The sequence below is a fragment of the Psychroserpens sp. S379A genome, assembly GCF_049800755.1.
Classification (GTDB): Bacteria; Bacteroidota; Bacteroidia; order Flavobacteriales; family Flavobacteriaceae; genus Psychroserpens.
The window spans coordinates 136,917-156,402 of the sequence record NZ_JBNAFQ010000005.1 but is presented as its reverse complement, the minus strand read 5'-3'; the positions used below and the strand labels follow the sequence as shown (position 1 = coordinate 156,402).

The 19,486-nt window shown below is 33.0% G+C and carries 14 protein-coding genes and 1 other RNA gene; 6 read left to right on the top strand and 9 right to left on the bottom strand.

Features of this window, described 5'->3' with window-relative positions; all coding sequences use genetic code 11:
- Positions 1-39: 39 nt before the first annotated feature.
- Complete coding sequence (gene typA / locus ACP15M_RS12550; protein WP_425077554.1) at positions 40-1,839, bottom strand: translational GTPase TypA; 1,800 nt, start codon at positions 1,837-1,839, stop codon at positions 40-42.
- 227 nt (positions 1,840-2,066) lie between these two features.
- Between typA and ACP15M_RS12545 the strand changes: the two genes are divergently transcribed.
- The 3 genes from ACP15M_RS12545 to ACP15M_RS12535 all read left to right on the top strand — a co-directional run bounded on the left by ACP15M_RS12545 (position 2,067) and on the right by ACP15M_RS12535 (position 3,809).
- The gene (locus ACP15M_RS12545; RefSeq protein WP_425077553.1) at positions 2,067-2,426 is read left to right on the top strand and encodes a hypothetical protein; all 360 of its coding nucleotides are present in this window, start codon (positions 2,067-2,069) and stop codon (positions 2,424-2,426) included.
- 88 nt (positions 2,427-2,514) lie between these two features.
- Positions 2,515-3,333, top strand: coding sequence for a 3-deoxy-8-phosphooctulonate synthase (gene kdsA / locus ACP15M_RS12540; protein ID WP_425077552.1), 819 nt, complete (start codon positions 2,515-2,517; stop codon positions 3,331-3,333).
- The gene (locus tag ACP15M_RS12535; protein WP_425077551.1) at positions 3,333-3,809 is read left to right on the top strand and encodes a GNAT family N-acetyltransferase; all 477 of its coding nucleotides are present in this window, start codon (positions 3,333-3,335) and stop codon (positions 3,807-3,809) included. The genes kdsA and ACP15M_RS12535 overlap by 1 nt, the downstream gene beginning before the upstream one ends.
- Before the next feature lie 2 nt (positions 3,810-3,811).
- Here ACP15M_RS12535 and ACP15M_RS12530 read toward each other — a convergent pair whose 3' ends face one another.
- The 5 genes from ACP15M_RS12530 to ACP15M_RS12510 all read right to left on the bottom strand — a co-directional run bounded on the left by ACP15M_RS12530 (position 3,812) and on the right by ACP15M_RS12510 (position 11,663).
- Positions 3,812-4,171: a DUF1801 domain-containing protein gene (locus ACP15M_RS12530; RefSeq protein WP_425077550.1), complete on the bottom strand. Its 360-nt coding sequence runs from the start codon at positions 4,169-4,171 to the stop codon at positions 3,812-3,814.
- A 74-nt stretch (positions 4,172-4,245) separates the two neighbouring features.
- Positions 4,246-6,792, bottom strand: coding sequence for an adenosylcobalamin-dependent ribonucleoside-diphosphate reductase (locus ACP15M_RS12525; RefSeq protein ID WP_425077549.1), 2,547 nt, complete (start codon positions 6,790-6,792; stop codon positions 4,246-4,248).
- Positions 6,793-7,031: 239 nt separating this feature from the next.
- A complete protein-coding gene (locus ACP15M_RS12520) occupies positions 7,032-9,542 on the bottom strand; it encodes a gliding motility-associated C-terminal domain-containing protein (protein WP_425077548.1) in 2,511 nt (836 codons plus the stop codon).
- Between the two features lie 131 nt (positions 9,543-9,673).
- Positions 9,674-10,468 (bottom strand): SDR family NAD(P)-dependent oxidoreductase, encoded by a 795-nt coding sequence (locus ACP15M_RS12515; RefSeq protein WP_425077547.1) that lies wholly within the window; start codon positions 10,466-10,468, stop codon positions 9,674-9,676.
- A complete protein-coding gene (locus ACP15M_RS12510; RefSeq protein ID WP_425077546.1) occupies positions 10,455-11,663 on the bottom strand; it encodes an NAD(P)-dependent oxidoreductase in 1,209 nt (402 codons plus the stop codon). The genes ACP15M_RS12515 and ACP15M_RS12510 overlap by 14 nt, the downstream gene beginning before the upstream one ends.
- A 242-nt stretch (positions 11,664-11,905) precedes the next feature.
- Here ACP15M_RS12510 and ssrA point away from each other — a divergent pair.
- Positions 11,906-12,301, top strand: a transfer-messenger RNA (tmRNA) gene (ssrA, locus tag ACP15M_RS12505).
- Positions 12,302-12,352: 51 nt separating this feature from the next.
- Here the strand turns inward: ssrA and ACP15M_RS12500 are convergent.
- Both ACP15M_RS12500 and ACP15M_RS12495 read right to left on the bottom strand, forming a co-directional pair.
- Positions 12,353-13,057: a LytR/AlgR family response regulator transcription factor gene (locus ACP15M_RS12500; RefSeq protein WP_425077545.1), complete on the bottom strand. Its 705-nt coding sequence runs from the start codon at positions 13,055-13,057 to the stop codon at positions 12,353-12,355.
- 2 nt (positions 13,058-13,059) lie between these two features.
- A complete protein-coding gene (locus ACP15M_RS12495; protein ID WP_425077544.1) occupies positions 13,060-14,085 on the bottom strand; it encodes a sensor histidine kinase in 1,026 nt (341 codons plus the stop codon).
- A 213-nt stretch (positions 14,086-14,298) separates the two neighbouring features.
- Between ACP15M_RS12495 and ACP15M_RS12490 the strand changes: the two genes are divergently transcribed.
- Positions 14,299-14,721 (top strand): DoxX family protein, encoded by a 423-nt coding sequence (locus ACP15M_RS12490; protein WP_425077543.1) that lies wholly within the window; start codon positions 14,299-14,301, stop codon positions 14,719-14,721.
- Positions 14,722-14,731: 10 nt separating this feature from the next.
- Entirely contained in the window at positions 14,732-17,107 is a 2,376-nt protein-coding gene (locus tag ACP15M_RS12485) for a TonB-dependent receptor domain-containing protein (RefSeq protein ID WP_425077542.1), read from the top strand.
- A 40-nt stretch (positions 17,108-17,147) separates the two neighbouring features.
- Here ACP15M_RS12485 and ACP15M_RS12480 read toward each other — a convergent pair whose 3' ends face one another.
- Positions 17,148-19,451, bottom strand: a complete 2,304-nt coding sequence (locus ACP15M_RS12480) for a transglycosylase domain-containing protein (RefSeq protein WP_425077541.1) — start codon at positions 19,449-19,451, stop codon at positions 17,148-17,150.
- Between the last annotated feature and the right edge of the window lie 35 nt (positions 19,452-19,486).

Here is a 19,486-nt window from a genome sequence, read left to right as displayed (position 1 = left end):
AAAATTAAGTTCCTCTTTAATTAATTACTAATTGTGTAATTAAATACTTTTATTACGCTTACGCTCAACTTCTTTCAAGAATATTTTACGTAATCTTAAATGATTAGGAGTTACCTCAACATATTCATCCTTTTGAATGTACTCTAAGGCTTCTTCTAATGAAAATTTAATAGCAGGAACAATCTTAGCTTTATCATCTGCTCCAGAACTACGTACATTACTTAACTTTTTGGTTTTAGTCACGTTAACTGTCATATCATCACCACGAGAATTTTCACCAATCACTTGACCTTCATAAATATCTTCTCCTGGATCGATAAAGAATTTACCTCGTTCTTGTAATTTATCAATAGAATACGGAATGGCTTGACCATTCTCCATAGAGACTAAAGATCCGTTTTGACGCTCAGGAATTCCTCCTTTTAAAGGCTGGTATTCTTTAAATCTGTGAGCCATAATCGCTTCACCTGCTGTAGCTGTTAATAATTGGTTACGTAATCCGATGATTCCACGTGATGGTACAACAAATTCGCAAACCATACGCTCACCTTTAGCTTCCATACTTAGCATTTCGCCTTTTCGCATCGTTACCATTTCTATGGCTTTTCCAGATACTTCTTCTGGTAAATCGATGGTCATTTCTTCAACAGGTTCGCATTTTACACCATCAATTTCTTTAATGATTACTTGTGGCTGACCAATTTGCAATTCGTAACCTTCACGACGCATGGTTTCAATTAAAACCGATAAATGTAATACACCACGACCAAACACCATAAATTTATCTGCACTATCGGTTTCTTCAACACGAAGTGCTAAATTCTTTTCTAATTCTTTAGTTAAACGTTCTTTGATATGACGAGATGTAACGTATTTTCCATCTTTTCCAAAGAAAGGTGAATCATTAATCGTAAACAACATACTCATCGTTGGTTCATCAATAGCTATCGTTTTTAAACCTTCAGGGTTTTCAAAATCGGCTACAGTATCACCAATTTCAAAACCTTCTAAGCCAACTAATGCACAAATATCTCCAGCTAGAACCTCATCTACTTTTTTACGTCCTAAACCTTCAAAAACATGTAATTCTTTAATTCTAGATTTAACAATACTACCATCGCGTTTTACTAAAGATACTTGCTGTCCTGATTTTAATTCACCACGAGTTAATCGTCCTATAGCGATTCGTCCTGTAAACGATGAAAAATCTAAAGAGGTAATTAACATTTGCGTTGAACCTTCTTCAATTTTAGGTTCAGGAATATGATCAATGACCATATCTAAAAGTGGCTCAATGTTTTCAGTTTCATTTTGCCAATCGTCACTCATCCAATTATTTTTAGCCGAACCATAAACCGTTGGAAAATCTAATTGCCATTCCTCTGCACCTAATTCAAACATTAAATCAAACACCTTTTCATGAACTTCATCAGGTGTGCAATTTTCTTTATCAACTTTATTAATAACCACACAAGGTTTTAATCCTAAATCGATAGCCTTTTGTAATACAAAACGTGTTTGTGGCATTGGACCTTCAAAAGCATCAACCAATAGCAAAACACCATCAGCCATATTTAACACACGTTCTACTTCTCCACCAAAATCGGCGTGACCAGGTGTGTCAATGATATTAATTTTTGTGTCTTTATAAATTACTGATACATTTTTTGAAGTAATAGTAATTCCTCTTTCACGTTCTAAATCATTATTGTCAAGAATTAAATCTCCTGTGTTTTCGTTTTCACGGAATAACTGACAATGGTACATGATCTTATCAACCAAAGTTGTTTTACCATGATCGACGTGCGCAATAATTGCAATGTTTTTGATATTAGCCATAATGATGCCTTATTTTAAGCGTGCAAAGGTACGTTAAATTCCTCGTTAAAAATGCATTCGTCCCAAAAAGTTTAAACTCTATAAATTAGTTAATTAAATGTTATAATGTTCTCAACATATAATTTCTGTTCGTAACTTACGTTGTATAATTGATTAATAGTAAATAGCCACTTCAACCAGCCATTTTTATAGGCAATTTACATCTGATAATAAAAACCCTTTAGCAGATGAAATGGATTAATAAATATTCTAAGTTTATCCCTTACTTGTACTTTATTGCAGTAATTGTATATTGGTTTACAAGTGTTAATAGAAATTCTGGAGTAACAGCTTACCCAATCCTCTTATTTGGAATTCCTTTTGTGTGGCAACTTATAAAACCTAGTAAAGAATTAAATTTCTCTCTAGGAATTACATTTGTTTGCTTTTCTTCATACCTCATTTTAGTGTACTTATCAGATTTGTTTAACATCGTAAGTTTATCTTCCAGCTTTAAACAATTTATTATTTACGGAGGAACATTTGTAGTTGCAAATTTTGTTATGGCTTTGTGGATGATTCGCAATAGTATGAAACGTGCATTCTAAATTGTATTTGAAATATTTCAGAATATAATTCGGCTATTGAAGCGTTATATTTTCGTAACTTTGCGCTTTAATTTGAAACTTATATTCAATGACTCTTCAAGACGTTCCGAAATTAAAACACACCAACTCCAATAACTTCTTTTTACTTTGTGGTCCTTGCGCTATTGAAAGTGAAGACATGGCATTACGTATTGCCGAAAAAGTAGTAGGCATTACTGATAATCTTAGTATTCCTTACGTATTTAAAGGAAGTTTTAAAAAAGCCAATCGCAGTCGTATTGATAGCTTTACAGGCATTGGTGATGAGAAAGCCTTGAAAATCCTTAAAAAAGTTTCTGAAACCTTTGATGTTCCAACGGTTACTGATATTCATGAGGTAGGTGATGCTGCATTGGCTGCTGAATATGTTGATGTGTTACAAATTCCAGCGTTTTTAGTGCGACAAACCGATTTAGTTGTAGCTGCTGCAAAAACTGGTAAAGTCGTTAATTTGAAGAAAGGACAATTTATGAGTCCTGAAGCCATGAAACATGCCGTTCAAAAAGTGAAAGATTCGGGAAATGACAAAGCGTGGATTACAGATCGAGGCACGATGTTTGGCTACCAAGATATGATTGTCGATTTTAGAGGTATTCCAACCATGCGCGAATATGCACCAACCGTTTTAGATGTAACGCATTCCTTACAACAACCTAACCAAAGCATTGGTGTAACTGGTGGACGACCAGATATGATTGAAACCATTGCTAGAGCTGGTGTTGTTAATCATGTAGATGGCTTATTCATTGAAACTCATTTTGATCCTGCAAATGCCAAAAGCGATGGTGCAAATATGCTTCATTTAGATAATTTAGAAGGTCTTCTGAGTAATTTGGTTGCGATAAGAAAAACAATTAATAGCTTATAATGATGCTTGAAGATTTAGATTTTAGAGAAGCAACTCTAGACGATTTACCTGAAATAACGGCTATTTTTAGAGACACAATTAGAACTGTTAACTCACAACACTATTCAGAGCAACAAATTGAAGTATGGTCTTCTGGTGCAGACAATCTAAAAAAATGGACTGAAAGAATCAACAAATTCTATTTTTTAGTAGCTGAGTTGAATCATCAAATTGTTGGTTTTTCCTATTTAAAAAATGGCAATTACCTAGATGGTTTATTTGTTCATAAAGACTTTCAACGTCAAACAATAGCTTCAAAACTACTTAGAATTATAGAATCTCGTGTGAGTATGAATGGCTTTGATACTATTAAATCTGATGTAAGTATTACTGCGCTTCCGTTTTTTGATTCCCATTTTTATGAAGTGGAAAAGAAGCAGAAAAAATCATTAAAAGGATTAGTTTTCGAAAATTATATCGTTTATAAAGATTTATAAACTCACTTTAAAAATGATTTGTTTTTATGCTTCTCAACTTCTTTTAGAATGAGAATGAGTAATTCGTCATTAATATCTTCTAAGGATTTGTATCTCATAGATTTTACCACCTTTCTGTTTTCAGACACCATGTGTTCTGTATACTTAGTTAAATGAGCAGAATGCCAAAAACCAACATCTACATAATCTTTACTCTGATTTAAATAACATAATGGTCGTGAACTCACATAATAACACGGAATTCGCCACTTATATTTTAATTCGGCTTCAGAAAAAGTGTGCTCAATTAAGATTTGCAAATGCAAAAATATTGACTTAAACGGTTCTTGTTGTTTTAAAATATAGGCTTCAGCTGGATTCAAAATAACATCTATTTTTTAAATCCAAAGTTAACATATTAGAATTCTTAGTTTATAAAAAATATTCGTTTTTAAAATCAGCCACATTTAGAATGTCCGCAACTTTTACATTTTAAGCAACCCTCTTCAAAAATTAAACCTTCAGGATCATTACAATTTGGACATTTTTTATCTACAGCTTCTGTACCTTCTGGCACAAAACGCTTTAAAGCTCGAGCGACTCCATTTTTCCAAGTATTAATATGATCGTCATATAAATTTAAATTCTGAATTAAATCTACCACATAAGGAATTGGCATGCCATGACGTAATACTCCAGAGATAAGTTTGGCATAATTCCAAAATTCTTTATCAAATGAACGCGACAACCCTTCAATAGTTACCTTATAGCCTTCACTATCAATATACTGAAAGTCATATCGCGATGTATTATCTTCATTTCTATTTTTAATAACCCAACCTTTGTCTACCCATTGTGGCAAGTTAAAAGCGTCTTTCATTTTACCTGTGAAAATTTCATAAGGTCGACCGTCAACCAAACCAATTACAGCTAACCATTTTTCAGATTCATTATGAAAACGTACAATTTCTGCTTCTACTACATCAGGACGTTTAGCTATTAAGGTTTCGGTTATATTTCCGCTTTTTTCTTCAGGTTTATCATCTGTAGACACTAAAATTCCACTTCGAGATCCATCTCTATAAACCGTAATTCCTTTTAATCCCTTTTGCCAAGAATCAATATAAATATCTCCTACTAAATCTACAGTAACATCAGACGCTAAGTTAATGGTTGAACTGATTGAATGTGTTGTATATTTTTGTACCAAGGCTTGCATTTCAACACGTTTTTTCCAATCGATTTCTGGAGCAGTAGCTCCTGCATAAGGACTTTCAGACACGTCAGTTTTACCAGTTGTGTTCATCCATACTTCATATTTTTTATGATATACAGTAAACTCTTCAAAGGCATCTCCTAAATCATCAACAAAATCTACTTTTGAATTTTCATCATTGGTATTCACTTTTCTTCGTCTTATGTATGACAATAAAAAAACTGGTTCTATACCAGAAGACACTTGTGCCAACATGCTCAAAGAACCTGTTGGAGCAACAGTACTTATGGAAATATTACGACGACCAAACTCCATCATTTTTTCATAAAGCTCAGGAAATTCTTCTGCCATCATTTGAACAAATTCTGAGGTATCTTCAATGTTTCGATTAAATACTTCAAACTGACCTCTAGTAATTGCCATATCAATACTACTATCAAATTCGGCAGTCATTTTTGTTTTCATAATATCATTTACCACAGTTAAAGCTTCATCAGTATCAAACTTGATTCCTAAAGCTGCCATTGCATCAGCTAAAGCCGTAAATCCAAGACCTGTTCGTCTCCCTTTTCTACCAGTCTCTTTTAATAATTCCCAAGTTTCTTTTTCTGTTCGTTTAATTGTATCAGGTTCTGGATCTGAGTTTATTTTATCTAAAATACGTTCAACAGCTTCTAATTCTAAATCTACCAAATCGTCCATAAGACGTTGTGATTCATAAACCACCTCGTAAAATTTCTTTAGATTAAATTTTGCCTTTTTAGTAAAAGGAGCTTCAACAAAACTGAATAAATTAACTGCAATCAATCGGCAACTGTCTCCACCTTGCATCGCGATTTCAGAACATGGATTAGTAGAACTGTTTTTAAACTCTGGATATACCGAAGATGTAGAGTAATAATGCTGTCTATCCCAAAAAATCAAACCTGGTTCTGCAGTATTATGTGCGCAAGTAATAATTTTTTGCCACAAATCCTTAGCATTAATTTCCTTAGTATATTTTGGTGTTTTACTTTCAATTGGCCATTGCAACGTAAATTTTGCATCATTAACAACGGCTTGCATAAATTCATCTGATAAACGAATAGAAATATTTGCACCAGTAATTTTTGTTAAATCTTGTTTTACCGTTATAAAATCTTCAATATCTGGATGTTTTACATCCATAGTGAGCATTAGAGCACCACGTCTTCCGTTTTGAGCTACTTCTCTTGTAGTGTTTGAAAAACGATTCATAAACGACACTGCTCCAGTAGTTGAACCAGCTGCATTAGACACTTGTGCATCTTTTGGTCTTAATTCTGACAAATCGACACCAACTCCACAACGCCTTTTAAATAATTGTGCTAATTGTTCGTCGGTATAACACACTCCTCCATAAGAATCTAAAACTGAAGGCACCACTATGCAATTTGACAATGAAGCAATGACTTGATCGTTGCCCAAACCAAACATTACACTTCCTTGTGGAATAACGTACTTAAAATCTTTAAATAATTGATATATTTTAGTTTTGTCTAACTGTTTTCGGCTTTTTCCGTAAGTAGATAAATTATCTAGTGAAGTTTCGTTATATGTATATCTTTCTTCAATTCTAGCAAACTCTTTCGCCATACGTAAATGCATCTCATCTGGCGTTTTTTCTAAGAAATTTCCTTGCTTATCTTTTAAACAGTACTTGTTAATCCACGTGGTAGCAGCAAGTTCGTCATTATTAAAATAGAGTAATGAATGTTTAAAAACATCGTCGTAGGTGTATGTTTTTCTGTTCAATGTAGAAGTAGTCATATCGAATTAAATTTTTGAAGAATTAAAATGAATCCTTACAAAATTAAACGTCTGCTCAATTCAAAATATGACAAATATCATACTTGTTAATAACCACAACGGAATGTTAATTTTTAAATTTTAATAGCAATCGAATTAAGAATAACACCATGCGAAGCTTAAAAGTGCATTTTTTAATTGAGTTTAAAACAAAAAAGGAAAGCAATATGCTTTCCTTTTTTTAAACTATTAAATATTATTTAATCAACAATTATAGGATCGAAACCTGTATTACAATTGCTTTCTAAAAAATTCGTGCCAGAATAAACTTGAGTAACCACACACACAAAACCATTTCTAATATTTTCTTGTCCATCTTCATCAGAAAATATCAATTCATATCTTAGTGTTCCGTCAAATATTTCAATACCAGTATTTGTGTCACCATCAAAAGCGTTGAGAGGCTCATTATCATAATTTTCTCTTAAAAATACAAGTTCATCTTGGTCATTATAAATTCGAAGCATATTACTAGGATAAAGCTCAATATTAAATATGTTAAAGAGATCATTATAGCCATCACCATTTGGTGTAATTAAATCAGGGAAATTAACATCTAAATTCGAATTCATTATAGTATCTACATCCAAATCACTTAATGAATCATTATTACAACAATTAAACATTGGTATGTCAGGAAAACTAGCAGGATCATTAGGATCTGTGCCTGCTTGAGCTTCAGTACAATCGTCAAAGCCATCATCATCGCTATCTGGATCATTTGGGTCTGTAATATTGCCATTTGGATTGCATTCAAAATTTGGGTTAGAACTATTTACTCCTGTTAATTCTTCACAATCGGATAAACCATCTTGATCAGAGTCTAAGTAATCTTCATACACATACACAACTTCAACAGCAAATTGATTTGTTATTGTATTCGTAGCTCTCACAAAAAGCATACTTGTAGTTCCATCATCAATGAATGGGTTTGGTAACGGATTTACATCTGCTAAAGCGTCAGCTTCAGATAAATAAAATGAATAGGTATTATTTATTAAACCTGAATACGACTGTAAAATCACAGCATCAAAATCAAATATTAAATTTGGAGCACAACCTTCTCCTGCTACTTCAGCTCCATAAATTTCAACATCAACATTATCTAAATAGTCTGGTATGTCATCTCCATCACTATCATCATTTGATGGATTTCCATCATTATCACGATCTTCATCAATAGTATTCACACCATCACCATCATCGTCTTCATCTAAGTAATTTGGAATTCCATCACCATCAGTATCATCATTATCTAAATCAGTATCTCCATTAACATCTTCATCAATATCAAAAACACCGTCATCATCAGAATCTGTTAAATCAACACAAGACATTTGCGAACCTAAATCGGTTGTTGGTTCAGTAAAGTTTCCTGTCACAACATCAGTTGTTTGATTGCCTAACAAATCGACTACCAAAGCAGAATACGCTGTATTATCACTACAATAATCAATTGCAAGATCTAATATTCCATTATCAATAGGTATAGTTTGTGTTGAATCGTTGTAAAATAATTGCATGTAACCCTCTGTAATAGGATTACCAGAACAATCATTAAATACTCCAATAAAATTTGTCAGCAGTGCATCTGCATCTGAAACTTGTATAGTTATGTTTTGATCTGAAGAGAAAGGTCCAATTGTAGTAGTAAACTCATTAGCAACACATCCAAATGAAGGAACAACCAAAGTCATTTCATCATTGGCTGGAACAAGACCACATTCTTCTCCATTCGCATTTGTATATCCATAAGATCCAGTTGACGCCAATGCTGGAGAATACAAGTCTAAAGCTGTATAAGGTAAAGGGTTTCCGTTTACATCAGTAAGTGTAATACAAAGTGTCACTGCTGGATACTGAAAATCCCAATTCCAAAAACTAAAATGAGATACGTTTCCAACATAATTTCCTCCTTGAAGTGTAGCAGAGCCTTCTTCTTTCCAATAACCATTTTCTTCATCAAATGACCAAAGCGGAATAGTTGGTGGTGTATTCGTTACATTTTGAGGAACAGGAGCTGAAATTTCTGCTGTGCTTCCTTCAGCTAAGTTTAATTCTTCTCCAGAAGTGCTGCGTAGTTCTACAGCTATCATTCCATAAGTTTCTAAAACTCTTGGACTTCCATTAGCGTTTTCAGCAAATAGCATTCCTGGCATTTGTAATTCCATCGTATTGCTATCAGGATTCAAGTGTTTAAGTGTTACATTGACAGCTCCAGAATAACTCTCGCCTTCAGCATTAACAAAATTTCCATCAAAGGTAACTTGAGTCCCATTTTGTAAATCTACAGTACTTATTTCTCCTGAATTTATGGTAGCTGTTGTATCTAAATTTAGAAGCATAATGGTGACTTGATTGATTCCATCTGAAGGAACTAAAGCTCTAGAACCATTAATATAACCTTCCTTTTTTGCTGTGATGTAAGCAAATTTTTCAAAAACTGAAGCATCAAGAATTGAAAATACACCATTTGAATCTGTAGTGGTCATCGTATTTCCTATAGAAATTATGGCGTCTGAAATAGGATTATTTTCCTCATTAATAACTTTACCCATAAAGCGAGCATTAATTGAGCTTCCAAAATTCTCTGAAAAATTTGAGACTTGTTCTTCTTCAGTTGTTGGATTATCTGTATTCCAATTATCATCTTCACAAGACGATACAATTAATACACATGCAAAAACGAATAGATTTCTAAATAGTTTCATAGGTTTATATTGATGATTACAAATAATAGATGTACTCCTATTAAAAAAGTTGCGTGTTAAAAGTATGAAAAATTAATTCAGCGAACTAAAATGCTTATTGTTCATATAAGCAAAAATCATCTATAAACCGATTAGGTTTGTCTGTTTTTATCTTGAATATGTCTTACAATTTTTGTAGCTCTATTTCTAGTTAACATTCGTGGTAAGATGGATAGAAATTTATTAAGCATTCCTGGAATTGCAACAACTCTACCATTGTGCATTGTTTTATAACCATAAGCTGCAACTGCTTTAGGACATGCCATATTAAATGTGATTTTATTATCACTACATCCTTGAGAAACCACACCTTGAAATGATGTTTTTGTTGGACCAGGACACAAGACTGTAACTGTTACACCTGTACCTTTTAACTCATTTGAAATGGCTTGAGAAAATGATAACAGATAGGCCTTAGAAGCATAATATAATGCCATTAACGGTCCAGGTTGAAAAGCAGCTAAAGATGATACATTTAAGATTTTACCAGAACCACGTTTTACCATATCTGGCAAAATTAACTTTAGCAGATGTGTTGTTGTTAAAATATGTAAATGCAACATATTAGATTCGCGTTCCCAATCTGTATTATAAAATGTCCCAAACAACCCGAAACCTGCATTATTTATAACGACATCTATTTTAACACCTTCTATTTCGTTATAAATTTCTTGAGCAATATTTACTGAACATAAATCTTTTACCATTAAACTAATCTTGGTTTGGTATGTGCTCAATATTGATTCTTTAGCTTGTTTAAGCTTTTCAGAATCTATATCAATTAAAATAAGTTGATAAGCATCCTTTGCTAACAAAGATGCCAGCTCAAATCCTAATCCAGATGCAGCTCCAGTAACCAAAGCTGTTTTTATTTTATTCTCGTCCATCGACAAACTCTTGCAAATAATTAAAACGCTCTGTAAGTTTTCCTTCAGCAGTAGTCATTTTAGCGCGTTTTAAAATACCACGTTCGTCACCATTAAAAAAGGCAGGAATAACATGTTCTAAAAACATCTCACCAAAACCTTCACTTGCATCCTTTGGTAACTCACAAGGTAAATTATCGACAGCCATTACAGTAATGGCTTCATCGGCATCAAAGGCCACTTCGGTTTCAGTATGAGGGTCATAACCATAAAAAGGATCTGCAATAGTAGATGGACGAATTGTGCTTGCTACTGGACCATCAATATCACAAGACACATCAGCTACCAAATTGATTCTAAAATCAGGGCGTTTTGCATCTTCTCTTGTAAATAAAAATGGTGCACCATCACCATAAAAATGACCAGCAATAAAAAAATCGGTCTCTTTAGCATAAGCCATAAAGTTACTTTCATATCCGGTTGGATCTTTATAGAATTCTCGTTTATCTCCAACTTTTCCATCGATGCGTTTATTGTATTCCATCACATCTATCATACAATAAACTGGCTCAGTGAATTGAGAGGTTAAATACAATGCATCACTAACTTCTTTAATTTTTAGGTGATCTAAGATTTCTTTTGCTCCCATGGCAACTTTTCCTGTTCCAGATAACGCAATCTTTATATTAGGAATGGTAATTTTATCTAACTCGGCTTTGACCTCATCGAGATCTGCCAAATGTTCTACTTTTGGTAGATTAAATAAGTTATCACGTAAACCCAATGCACGAAATCCGTTATAAGCACCAACCAAACCTGCATAGCGTCCAAAACCTATAAGTCTTGATCCGCTTTTCTTAACAATGGTTTCGTGATCGTACATTTCAATATTTTTTTCTAGCATAGCTTTAAGCAATTTACGATTGTATGGTTGCTTTTTAATGGTATGTGAAAAATAGAAGTATTTTTTATTCGGAATTAAAGCTTCTAAGGGCACTTCTTTTACACCAAGTAATACATCGCAATCAGAAATATCGTTAGTTATTTCAAAACCCTTAGCACGATAAGCCTCATCTGGAAAGACTCTAATATTTGAAGACTCAACTATAAATTCTGCTTGAGGAAATTGTACTTTGGCTTGAGCCAATTTTTCTGGTGAAAACACCACACGTCTGTCTGGTGGGTTTTTGCGTTCTTTGATGATTCCGAATTTCATTTAATCGTTTATAAATTGAATAGAAAACTGACAGAGTTGACTGTTTTCTGAATTGGTATAAAATTTGCACTAAAATAGGTGTAAAAGTAGGGTTATACAAACTTTTTGATAACTTTGCATGCTGCGTTAAGGATGGAACGCTTCAGCTGCGTTTAGCGCAAGCTGATTGTTTGAGCTCCTCACAGAGAGCGAGTAGTGAGAGCCTGACCCGAAAGGGAACGCCAAAATAAAAATTACTGAAAGGGGTCGACTGGTTTTGACAGCGAGACTCATTAAACGGTAAGCACGTCGTGTAATGACATTGATACACGTTAAAGGCTAGGTCAAACTTTTAAACGGCGAGAATAACTACGCTTTAGCTGCATAATCTGAATTATAGTAAGATTAAGCCTCGGCTCACTAGGTGAGCAAGCTTTATGTCTCCAGAAAGCCTTGGTTAATGGCGTTCTTACTAGAGGCATCGTAAATATTAACTTAGATTAGGTAGTGCTTTGATGCCTTTTCGAGATTAAGAAGCTAAGTTGTAAGTAGGCTGTCTTTTGCCAGCTTGTAATCGAAAATCTAACAAACGACTAAACGTGTAGAAAGCTCTTTAATAGCTTGTTTGGACGAGAGTTCGATTCTCTCCGACTCCACAAAAACAAACCTCAACTAATTGTAAATAAATTAGTTGAGGTTTGTTTTATAAATTACAGAATAAAACGTTCTGTAAAATCAGATTTATAGGCTCGGCCTATTGGCACTACTTTTTCACTTTCAATAAACACTTGATTACCAGAAACCTTAATGATTTTAGAAGTATTCACAATATATGATTTGTGAATTCGAATAAACTTGCTTTCCCTTAATTGTAACTCCCAGTAACGTAAGGATTGAGATGACAAGTGCTTTTTTTCTGCTAAATGAAGTTCTGTATAGTCTGAATCTGCCATTATATAATAAATATCATCAATACTAATTCGAATATGATCATGACCACTTTTTACATAAATTTCATCCATACGCTTAATTGCATCTTGGCCTTTTATTTGTGTCAGAGTATTTTCAGTTTGAATACGAACCTTTGAAATGGCTTTAACAAAACGTTGGAATGAAAAAGGTTTTAACAGATAATCTATCACATTAAATTCATAGCTTTCTAATGCATATTCTTGAAAGGCAGTTGTTAATATAACCTGTGGAGGATTGGATAGTGTTTTTAAAAACTCCAAACCTGATATCTTAGGAAGATGTATATCTAAAAACATTAAATCTATGGTCTCAGAATTCAAAATCTGAATAGCTTCCATAGCATTGGTATAGGTAGCAATCAATTCAAGCGAACCAATATCTTCAATATATTTTTTAAGAATACGTTGTGCTGGTAACTGATCTTCTATAATAATACATTTCATAATTATACGCTATGAGTTAAATTTATCATCAACTTAACGAAGTACAAACCTTTATCTATACGAATATCCAGTTCGTGTGAATCAGGATAAATTAAATTCAATCGCTTCTTTACATTTTCTAAGCCTATACCTTGATCAAGACTATCTGTGTTGCTTTGTTTTAAAAAGGTGTTTTCGCATAAAAAACTTAACTTACCATTGTCATCTAAAGTTACCGTTATATCAATCAAAATGTTTTCAGACTGACTTGAAGCACTATGCTTAAAAGCATTTTCAATAAAAACGGATAGTATTAATGGAGCTATTTGATATTGTGAGGACATATTAGCCATGTTGACATTTACTTGTCCACGACCTTCAATTTGCAGTTTACTAAGATTAATATAATTGTTAAGATGTTCTATTTCCTTTTGAAGTGGTACAAATTGCGCTTTACATTCATATAGCATATAACGCAATACGGAAGACAGCTCTAAAATGAGTTTTGGAGTTTTTGGTGATTTTTCTAAGGCATACGAATACAAATTATTCATATTATTAAACAAAAAATGAGGATTTATTTGCGATTTCAAAAATTGCAATTCACTTTCTTTTACAGAGTTTCTCAATTCCATAACTTCACGCTGCTTATTCAAGGCATCCCAAGCAAATTTAAAACCGACTAAAATAGTTAATGTTGGCATCGTACTCAAAAGATTATAGAATACACCCAAAAATTTTCTACCACGAGTATCTGGATAAAAAAGTTGCTCTAATATGGCTTCTTCAACAAAAATTACTAGAGCAATAACTACTAAAGTATAAATTAAAAATGACCAATAATTACTTTTATAAAGATAACTTGGCAGCAATATATAATTCATTACAAAGCCTGCTATAGCATAGTTTAAGAAGAAAAAAAATTGGTGAGGTTCAATACCTGGTAAACGTCTGTCAAAAGCAAAAAAGATAAAGACAACTACATGCAGAACTAATTGAAAAAACAGTTCCTTCGCTTTAAAATTTGACAATACCATCTTTAGATTCATTTTATAAAAATACTTATTTAAGTATTTAAATACGTATTTTATTCTCCAATCATAATCATTAGCACTACAAACTACAATAACAGCATCACAAACATCAAATTTCGTTTTATAGGTAAGATCGTGTCGTTTACAGTATTAAGTTTTTAGGACTGAATACTTCTTAATTTCTTTGTAACATCGATTGAAAACTATTGATTAAAGCTTTTAAAACATATGAAAACTCTTACTCCTGATAAGTCTATCGCCTTTAAAGATATAGGCATTTTACTATTAAGAATGTTTCTAGGTTTAGCGATGCTTTTTGGACACGGCATAGGCAAGTGGACTATGCTTTTTGAAAGCAATGACATTAAATTTGCTGATCCCTTTGGGATAGGTGTCATTCCTTCATTGGCAATGACAGTTTTTGCAGAAGTCATTTGTGCTTTACTATTAACCATAGGATTACTCACACGTTTATCTGTTATCCCTTTAATTATTACAATGTTGGTCGCTGCATTTTCAGTTCACCTTTTAGATGGATTTAGTGGTATGGAAAAAGCATTACTATATGGAATTGGATTTCTTTCAATACTTATAACAGGTCCAGGAAAATATTCAATAGATGCACTTCTAAAAAGAAAGGTTAACTATTAAATTCTGTACCATGACATTATATTATAAGCTTATTTTTAATACTTTTTTTATCATCTTCTTAAGTCATTTAACTTTTGCTCAAGAGCAAAGCGTCAAGGTCATTGGATCTTTGATTGAAGAAGACACTAAGCAACCTGTTCCATATGCAACTGTTGCAATTTACAATTCAGAAACTAAGGTTATTATTTCGGGTAGTACAACTGATGATCTTGGTAAATTTAATATCCCTATAACTAACACTAACGTTTACTTCGAAATTAGTTTTATGGGCTACAAAACAAAAACGATTACAACATTTACAATTACAAATGGAGTTATTGACTTAGGTACTATTCAACTCGCTTCAGATAGTCAAGCTCTAGATGAAGTTATTGTTACTGGAGAAGTATCTAAAACTGTTTTTAAACTTGATAAACGTGTTTTCAATGTCGGAAAAGACATTAGCAGTACTGGTGTTAGTGCACTTGAAGTTTTAAACAATGTTCCTTCGGTAAACGTAAATATTGAAGGTGAAGTTACTTTACGTGGAAGTGGTGGTGTGCAAATATTAATTAATGGCAAACCTTCAGTATTGGCAGACCAATCAAGCAATGCTCTTGGAACCATTACAGCTGATATGATTGAAAGCGTTGAAGTAATCACTAATCCTTCAGCTAAATATGAAGCTTCTGGAACTTCTGGTATTTTAAATATTATTCTAAAGAAAGAAGACAAAAAGGGATGGAATGGTTCTATTTCTGCTAATACTGGAATACCAGACAACCACAGTATTGGTGGTAGCTTAAATCGTAGAACTGAAAAATTCAATTTGTTTACACAGTTTGGTGTTGGCTATCGATCATTACCAAGAGATACTGAAGCTACAAACCGTAATCTTGTAAACAATGAAACTGTTTACAGTAACGGAGAGGAATTTAGAAATGAAACTTTCTTCAATATTACACTAGGTACAGATTACCATTTAAACAAATATAATGTATTTACCCTTTCTGGAAACTTTGCTTATGAAATAGAAGATCAACCTTCAGAAACCAATTTTAATCATTTTGATGGAAATAATTTAATCTCTCGTTGGGTAAGAAATGAAACTACCGAAGCTACCAATCCGAAATGGCAATACGAATTTAACTGGAAAAAAACATTTCAAAATAATGAAGATCACACTTTTCAACTTAGTGCTTTAGGACGTTTTTTTGGAAAAGATCAATCTTCCGAATTTTCAGATACCACATTAGAAGGTGACAATGTTAATAGTAATCAACGAACTGCTACCGAGTTTCAACAATCAGATTATACCTTTAAAGCAGATTATGTTAACCCTTTAAATGAAAATTATACTTTAGAAACTGGTTTTCAATATGTTATTAATGATGTTGGAAACGATTTTGAAGTTCAGGATTTGGTTGGTAACAACTATGTCACTAACGAAAACCTCACCAACAATTTTGAATGGAATCAAAACGTATTAGGCATATATGCAACAGGTGCTTATGAAAATGATACTTGGGGAATAAAAGCAGGTTTACGAATTGAAAACACAGACCTTAGCACATTGTTAACCAACACCAATGAATCTAGTTCAAAAAACTTTACTAATCTATTTCCTACGTTTCACTCTTCCTATAAAATTGGAGACAACTTTTCGCTACAAGCTGGTTATTCTAAACGTATTTTAAGACCTCGATTATGGGATTTAAATCCGTTTTTTAATATCAGAAATAATTTTAATATCAATACCGGAAATCCAGATTTACAGCCTGAATTTACGCACTCTTATGAACTGACCAGTATTTACAAAATTGGAAAAGCGTCATTGAGCTCAAGTATTTATCATAGATATACAACAGATGTTGTTGAACGTGTGTCTACTTTTCAAGATAATGTCACGTTGTCTACACCAAGAAATATTGGTACAAATGCTACAATTGGTTTTGAAACCAATGGAAAATATAGTCCTTCAAAATGGTTGACACTAACAGGCGATTTCAATTTCAATTATTTTGATAGAAAAGGGACTTTTGAAGATCAGGTTTTTGATTTCACAGGAAATCAATGGTCAACTCGATTAGGCTCAAAAATAGGATTGCCAGCAGATATCGATTTAGAAATGACTGGAAACTATCGCTCAGGTTTTAAAACAGTTCAAGGAGAACAAAGTGGTTATGCCTTTTTAGATTTAGGGCTACGAAAAAAGATATTCAAAGGAAAAATTGTTGCTAATCTTGGAGTTAGAGATGTGTTTGCTTCTCGAATACAAGAAAACTATGTAAATCAACCCACTTTTGAAACCTATAACTTTAGACAACGTGGACGCTTTATTACTTTTGGAATAAGTTATGGATTTGGTAAAGGTGAAGCTATGACCTATTCAGGAAGAAGACGATAATAATTAACAGTTTAAATACTTTTTAAACTTATTATCGTTTTTACTCCTTATCCTTCTTTTTCTTTAAGAATGAAAAAAATCCTTTTTTCTCCTTCTCTTTTGAATCTGTATCAAACTTGCGTTCTTTTTTGTCTTTGGTGAATAGACGTTTTAAAAATCCGTCACGTTTTTCTGGCTCGCAATCAAGCGATGCGATTATAGTTTCTGAAGGTGTTTCAAATGTAGCCTTAGTAATTGCATTATATTTTGAATTTGTATTCAATTGTTTCAAGAACAAAGCAACAATTGGCAATGCCGAATTTGCACCTTGACCAATAGATGTATTACTAAATCCGATGCGATGGTCATCATTTCCAACCCAAGATAACATCACTAAATTTGGACTTAAGCCCACAAACCAACCATCTTTATTGTTTTGCGTCGTCCCAGTTTTTCCTGCCAAATCATTTTGCAAACCATAAGTATTTCTTATACGTCTTGCTGTTCCTGTGTTAATGGTAGATTTCATCATTTCAATCATGGTTTGCCTAGTGGCTTCTGAAAACGCTTCAGTACCAATATAACGGCTCGATTTTTCGTAAATGATGTTACCAGATTTATCTTCAATTTTAGTAATATAAAATGGCTTTGACACATGACCTTCATTAACAAAAGGTGTATAGGCTTCAATTAATTCTAACATCGATAATTCTGCAGTTCCTAAAGCTAACGAAGGTACTTTTGGTAAATCGGATTGTATTCCCATACGTTCAGCTTGTTCAATTACAGCGTCAATTCCGACATCTTCGAGGACTTTTACAGCTATGGTATTTACAGATTCGCTTAAGGCTTTTTCAAATGAATAATTAAGATGTCTATCAACTTCTTTTTTTCCACTATTAGTAGGAGTCCAATCTTTTTGGTTGGTATAAGTAATTTCTTTTATAGGATAGTAGGTACAAGCATCCATTCCATTTTCTAAAGCAGTAGTATATACTATCGGTTTGAATGTAGAACCGACTTGTCGTTTAGCATCTGAAACATGATCGTATTTAAACCATTCGTAATTGATACCTCCAACATAAGCTTTTACAGCTCCATTTTTAGGGTTTACTGCTACAAAACCTGAATTTAGAAATTTCATCATGTGCTTTAAACTATCTACGATTGAAGCTTCAATCACTTGGTCTTCTTTCCATGAAAATAAACTCATCTTGGTCTTAACATTCAAGGAATCTAATATAGCGTCATCACTTAATTTCTGTTTCTTTAAGCGTTTATAAATTGGTAAAGCTTTAATTTTTTTATCAATTAATGTTGTATTAGACAACCAAGGTGCTTGTTTGCCGTACGATTTTTCAAATTGATGTTGCAATGCTTTCATATGCTTTTGCATGGCATGTTCTGCATAACGTTGCATATCTGCATCGAGCGTTGTATGAATTTTCAATCCGTCTTTATACAAATTATAAGTTTCGTTATTAGCTTTTGATAAACTATCTAAAAGCACTTTTACATCTTGCCTTATTTTTTCTCTAAAATAAGCTGCTGAGCCTTTTGAATGATTGAATCTTATATAGTCTACAACTAAAGGCTCGTCACTTATTTCTATTCTTACAGCATTAGTGATGTAGTTGTATTTTTCCATTTGTTGAAGTACCACATCACGTCTTAACTGGCTACGCTCTGGAAATAATCTCGGATTGTAACTGTGTGGTGCTTTAAGTGTTCCAATTAATGTTGCAGATTGTGACAGATTGAGAGCTTTAACTGAAGTGTTAAAAAATCGTTGTGAAGCACTTTCAATTCCGAAGACATTTTCACTAAAAGGCACTGTATTTAAATACAAGGCAATGATATCTTGTTTAGAGTACATCGCTTCAAGCCGTTTAGCAACAATCATTTCTTTTAGCTTATTAACTGGCATGCTAAACCATCCATGATTATCTCTTCCATAAATGTTTTTGGCTAATTGCTGGCTTAATGTACTTCCGCCTCCTGAAGAATTATCTTGAAGTAAAATGGATTTAAAAAACACACGAAACAAGCTGGTATAATCAACACCATTATGCTCATAAAACCTTGCATCTTCAGTTGCAACTAAGGCGTTGACTAAATGCTTTGGAAGTGCTTCGTATTCGACTATTTGTCGATCAAAAATGAAGTACTTTCCTAAAAGTTCTTGATTAGTATCTAATAGTACACTAGCTTCAGCTTGTTTGATATTAGAAATATCTTCTTTTGAAGGTAGTTTTCCCCAAAGTCCGAAATATACTGAACACCAAAATCCAAAAATTAAAAGAAAACCCGTTAGACTGGCTTTAAGAATCCATTTAAACCAAGATGTTTTGAATTTGATACGCATATTTAAACATTAGATATGGTTTATATACGTACGAA

Excerpts from the sequence above, each read along its gene's own strand:
- kdsA (WP_425077552.1), top strand. The coding sequence starts at position 2,515 with ATGACTCTTCAAGACGTTCCGAAATTAAAACACACCAACTCCAATAAC.
- ACP15M_RS12510 (WP_425077546.1), bottom strand. The coding sequence starts at position 11,663 with ATGAAATTCGGAATCATCAAAGAACGCAAAAACCCACCAGACAGACGT.
- ACP15M_RS12490 (WP_425077543.1), top strand. The coding sequence starts at position 14,299 with ATGAAAACTCTTACTCCTGATAAGTCTATCGCCTTTAAAGATATAGGC.
- ACP15M_RS12495 (WP_425077544.1), bottom strand. The coding sequence starts at position 14,085 with ATGAATCTAAAGATGGTATTGTCAAATTTTAAAGCGAAGGAACTGTTT.
- ACP15M_RS12485 (WP_425077542.1), top strand. The coding sequence starts at position 14,732 with ATGACATTATATTATAAGCTTATTTTTAATACTTTTTTTATCATCTTC.
- ACP15M_RS12520 (WP_425077548.1), bottom strand. The coding sequence starts at position 9,542 with ATGAAACTATTTAGAAATCTATTCGTTTTTGCATGTGTATTAATTGTA.
- ACP15M_RS12500 (WP_425077545.1), bottom strand. The coding sequence starts at position 13,057 with ATGAAATGTATTATTATAGAAGATCAGTTACCAGCACAACGTATTCTT.
- ACP15M_RS12525 (WP_425077549.1), bottom strand. The coding sequence starts at position 6,792 with ATGACTACTTCTACATTGAACAGAAAAACATACACCTACGACGATGTT.
- typA (WP_425077554.1), bottom strand. The coding sequence starts at position 1,839 with ATGGCTAATATCAAAAACATTGCAATTATTGCGCACGTCGATCATGGT.
- ACP15M_RS12515 (WP_425077547.1), bottom strand. The coding sequence starts at position 10,468 with ATGGACGAGAATAAAATAAAAACAGCTTTGGTTACTGGAGCTGCATCT.
- ACP15M_RS12480 (WP_425077541.1), bottom strand. The coding sequence starts at position 19,451 with ATGCGTATCAAATTCAAAACATCTTGGTTTAAATGGATTCTTAAAGCC.
- ACP15M_RS12545 (WP_425077553.1), top strand. The coding sequence starts at position 2,067 with ATGAAATGGATTAATAAATATTCTAAGTTTATCCCTTACTTGTACTTT.
- ACP15M_RS12535 (WP_425077551.1), top strand. The coding sequence starts at position 3,333 with ATGATGCTTGAAGATTTAGATTTTAGAGAAGCAACTCTAGACGATTTA.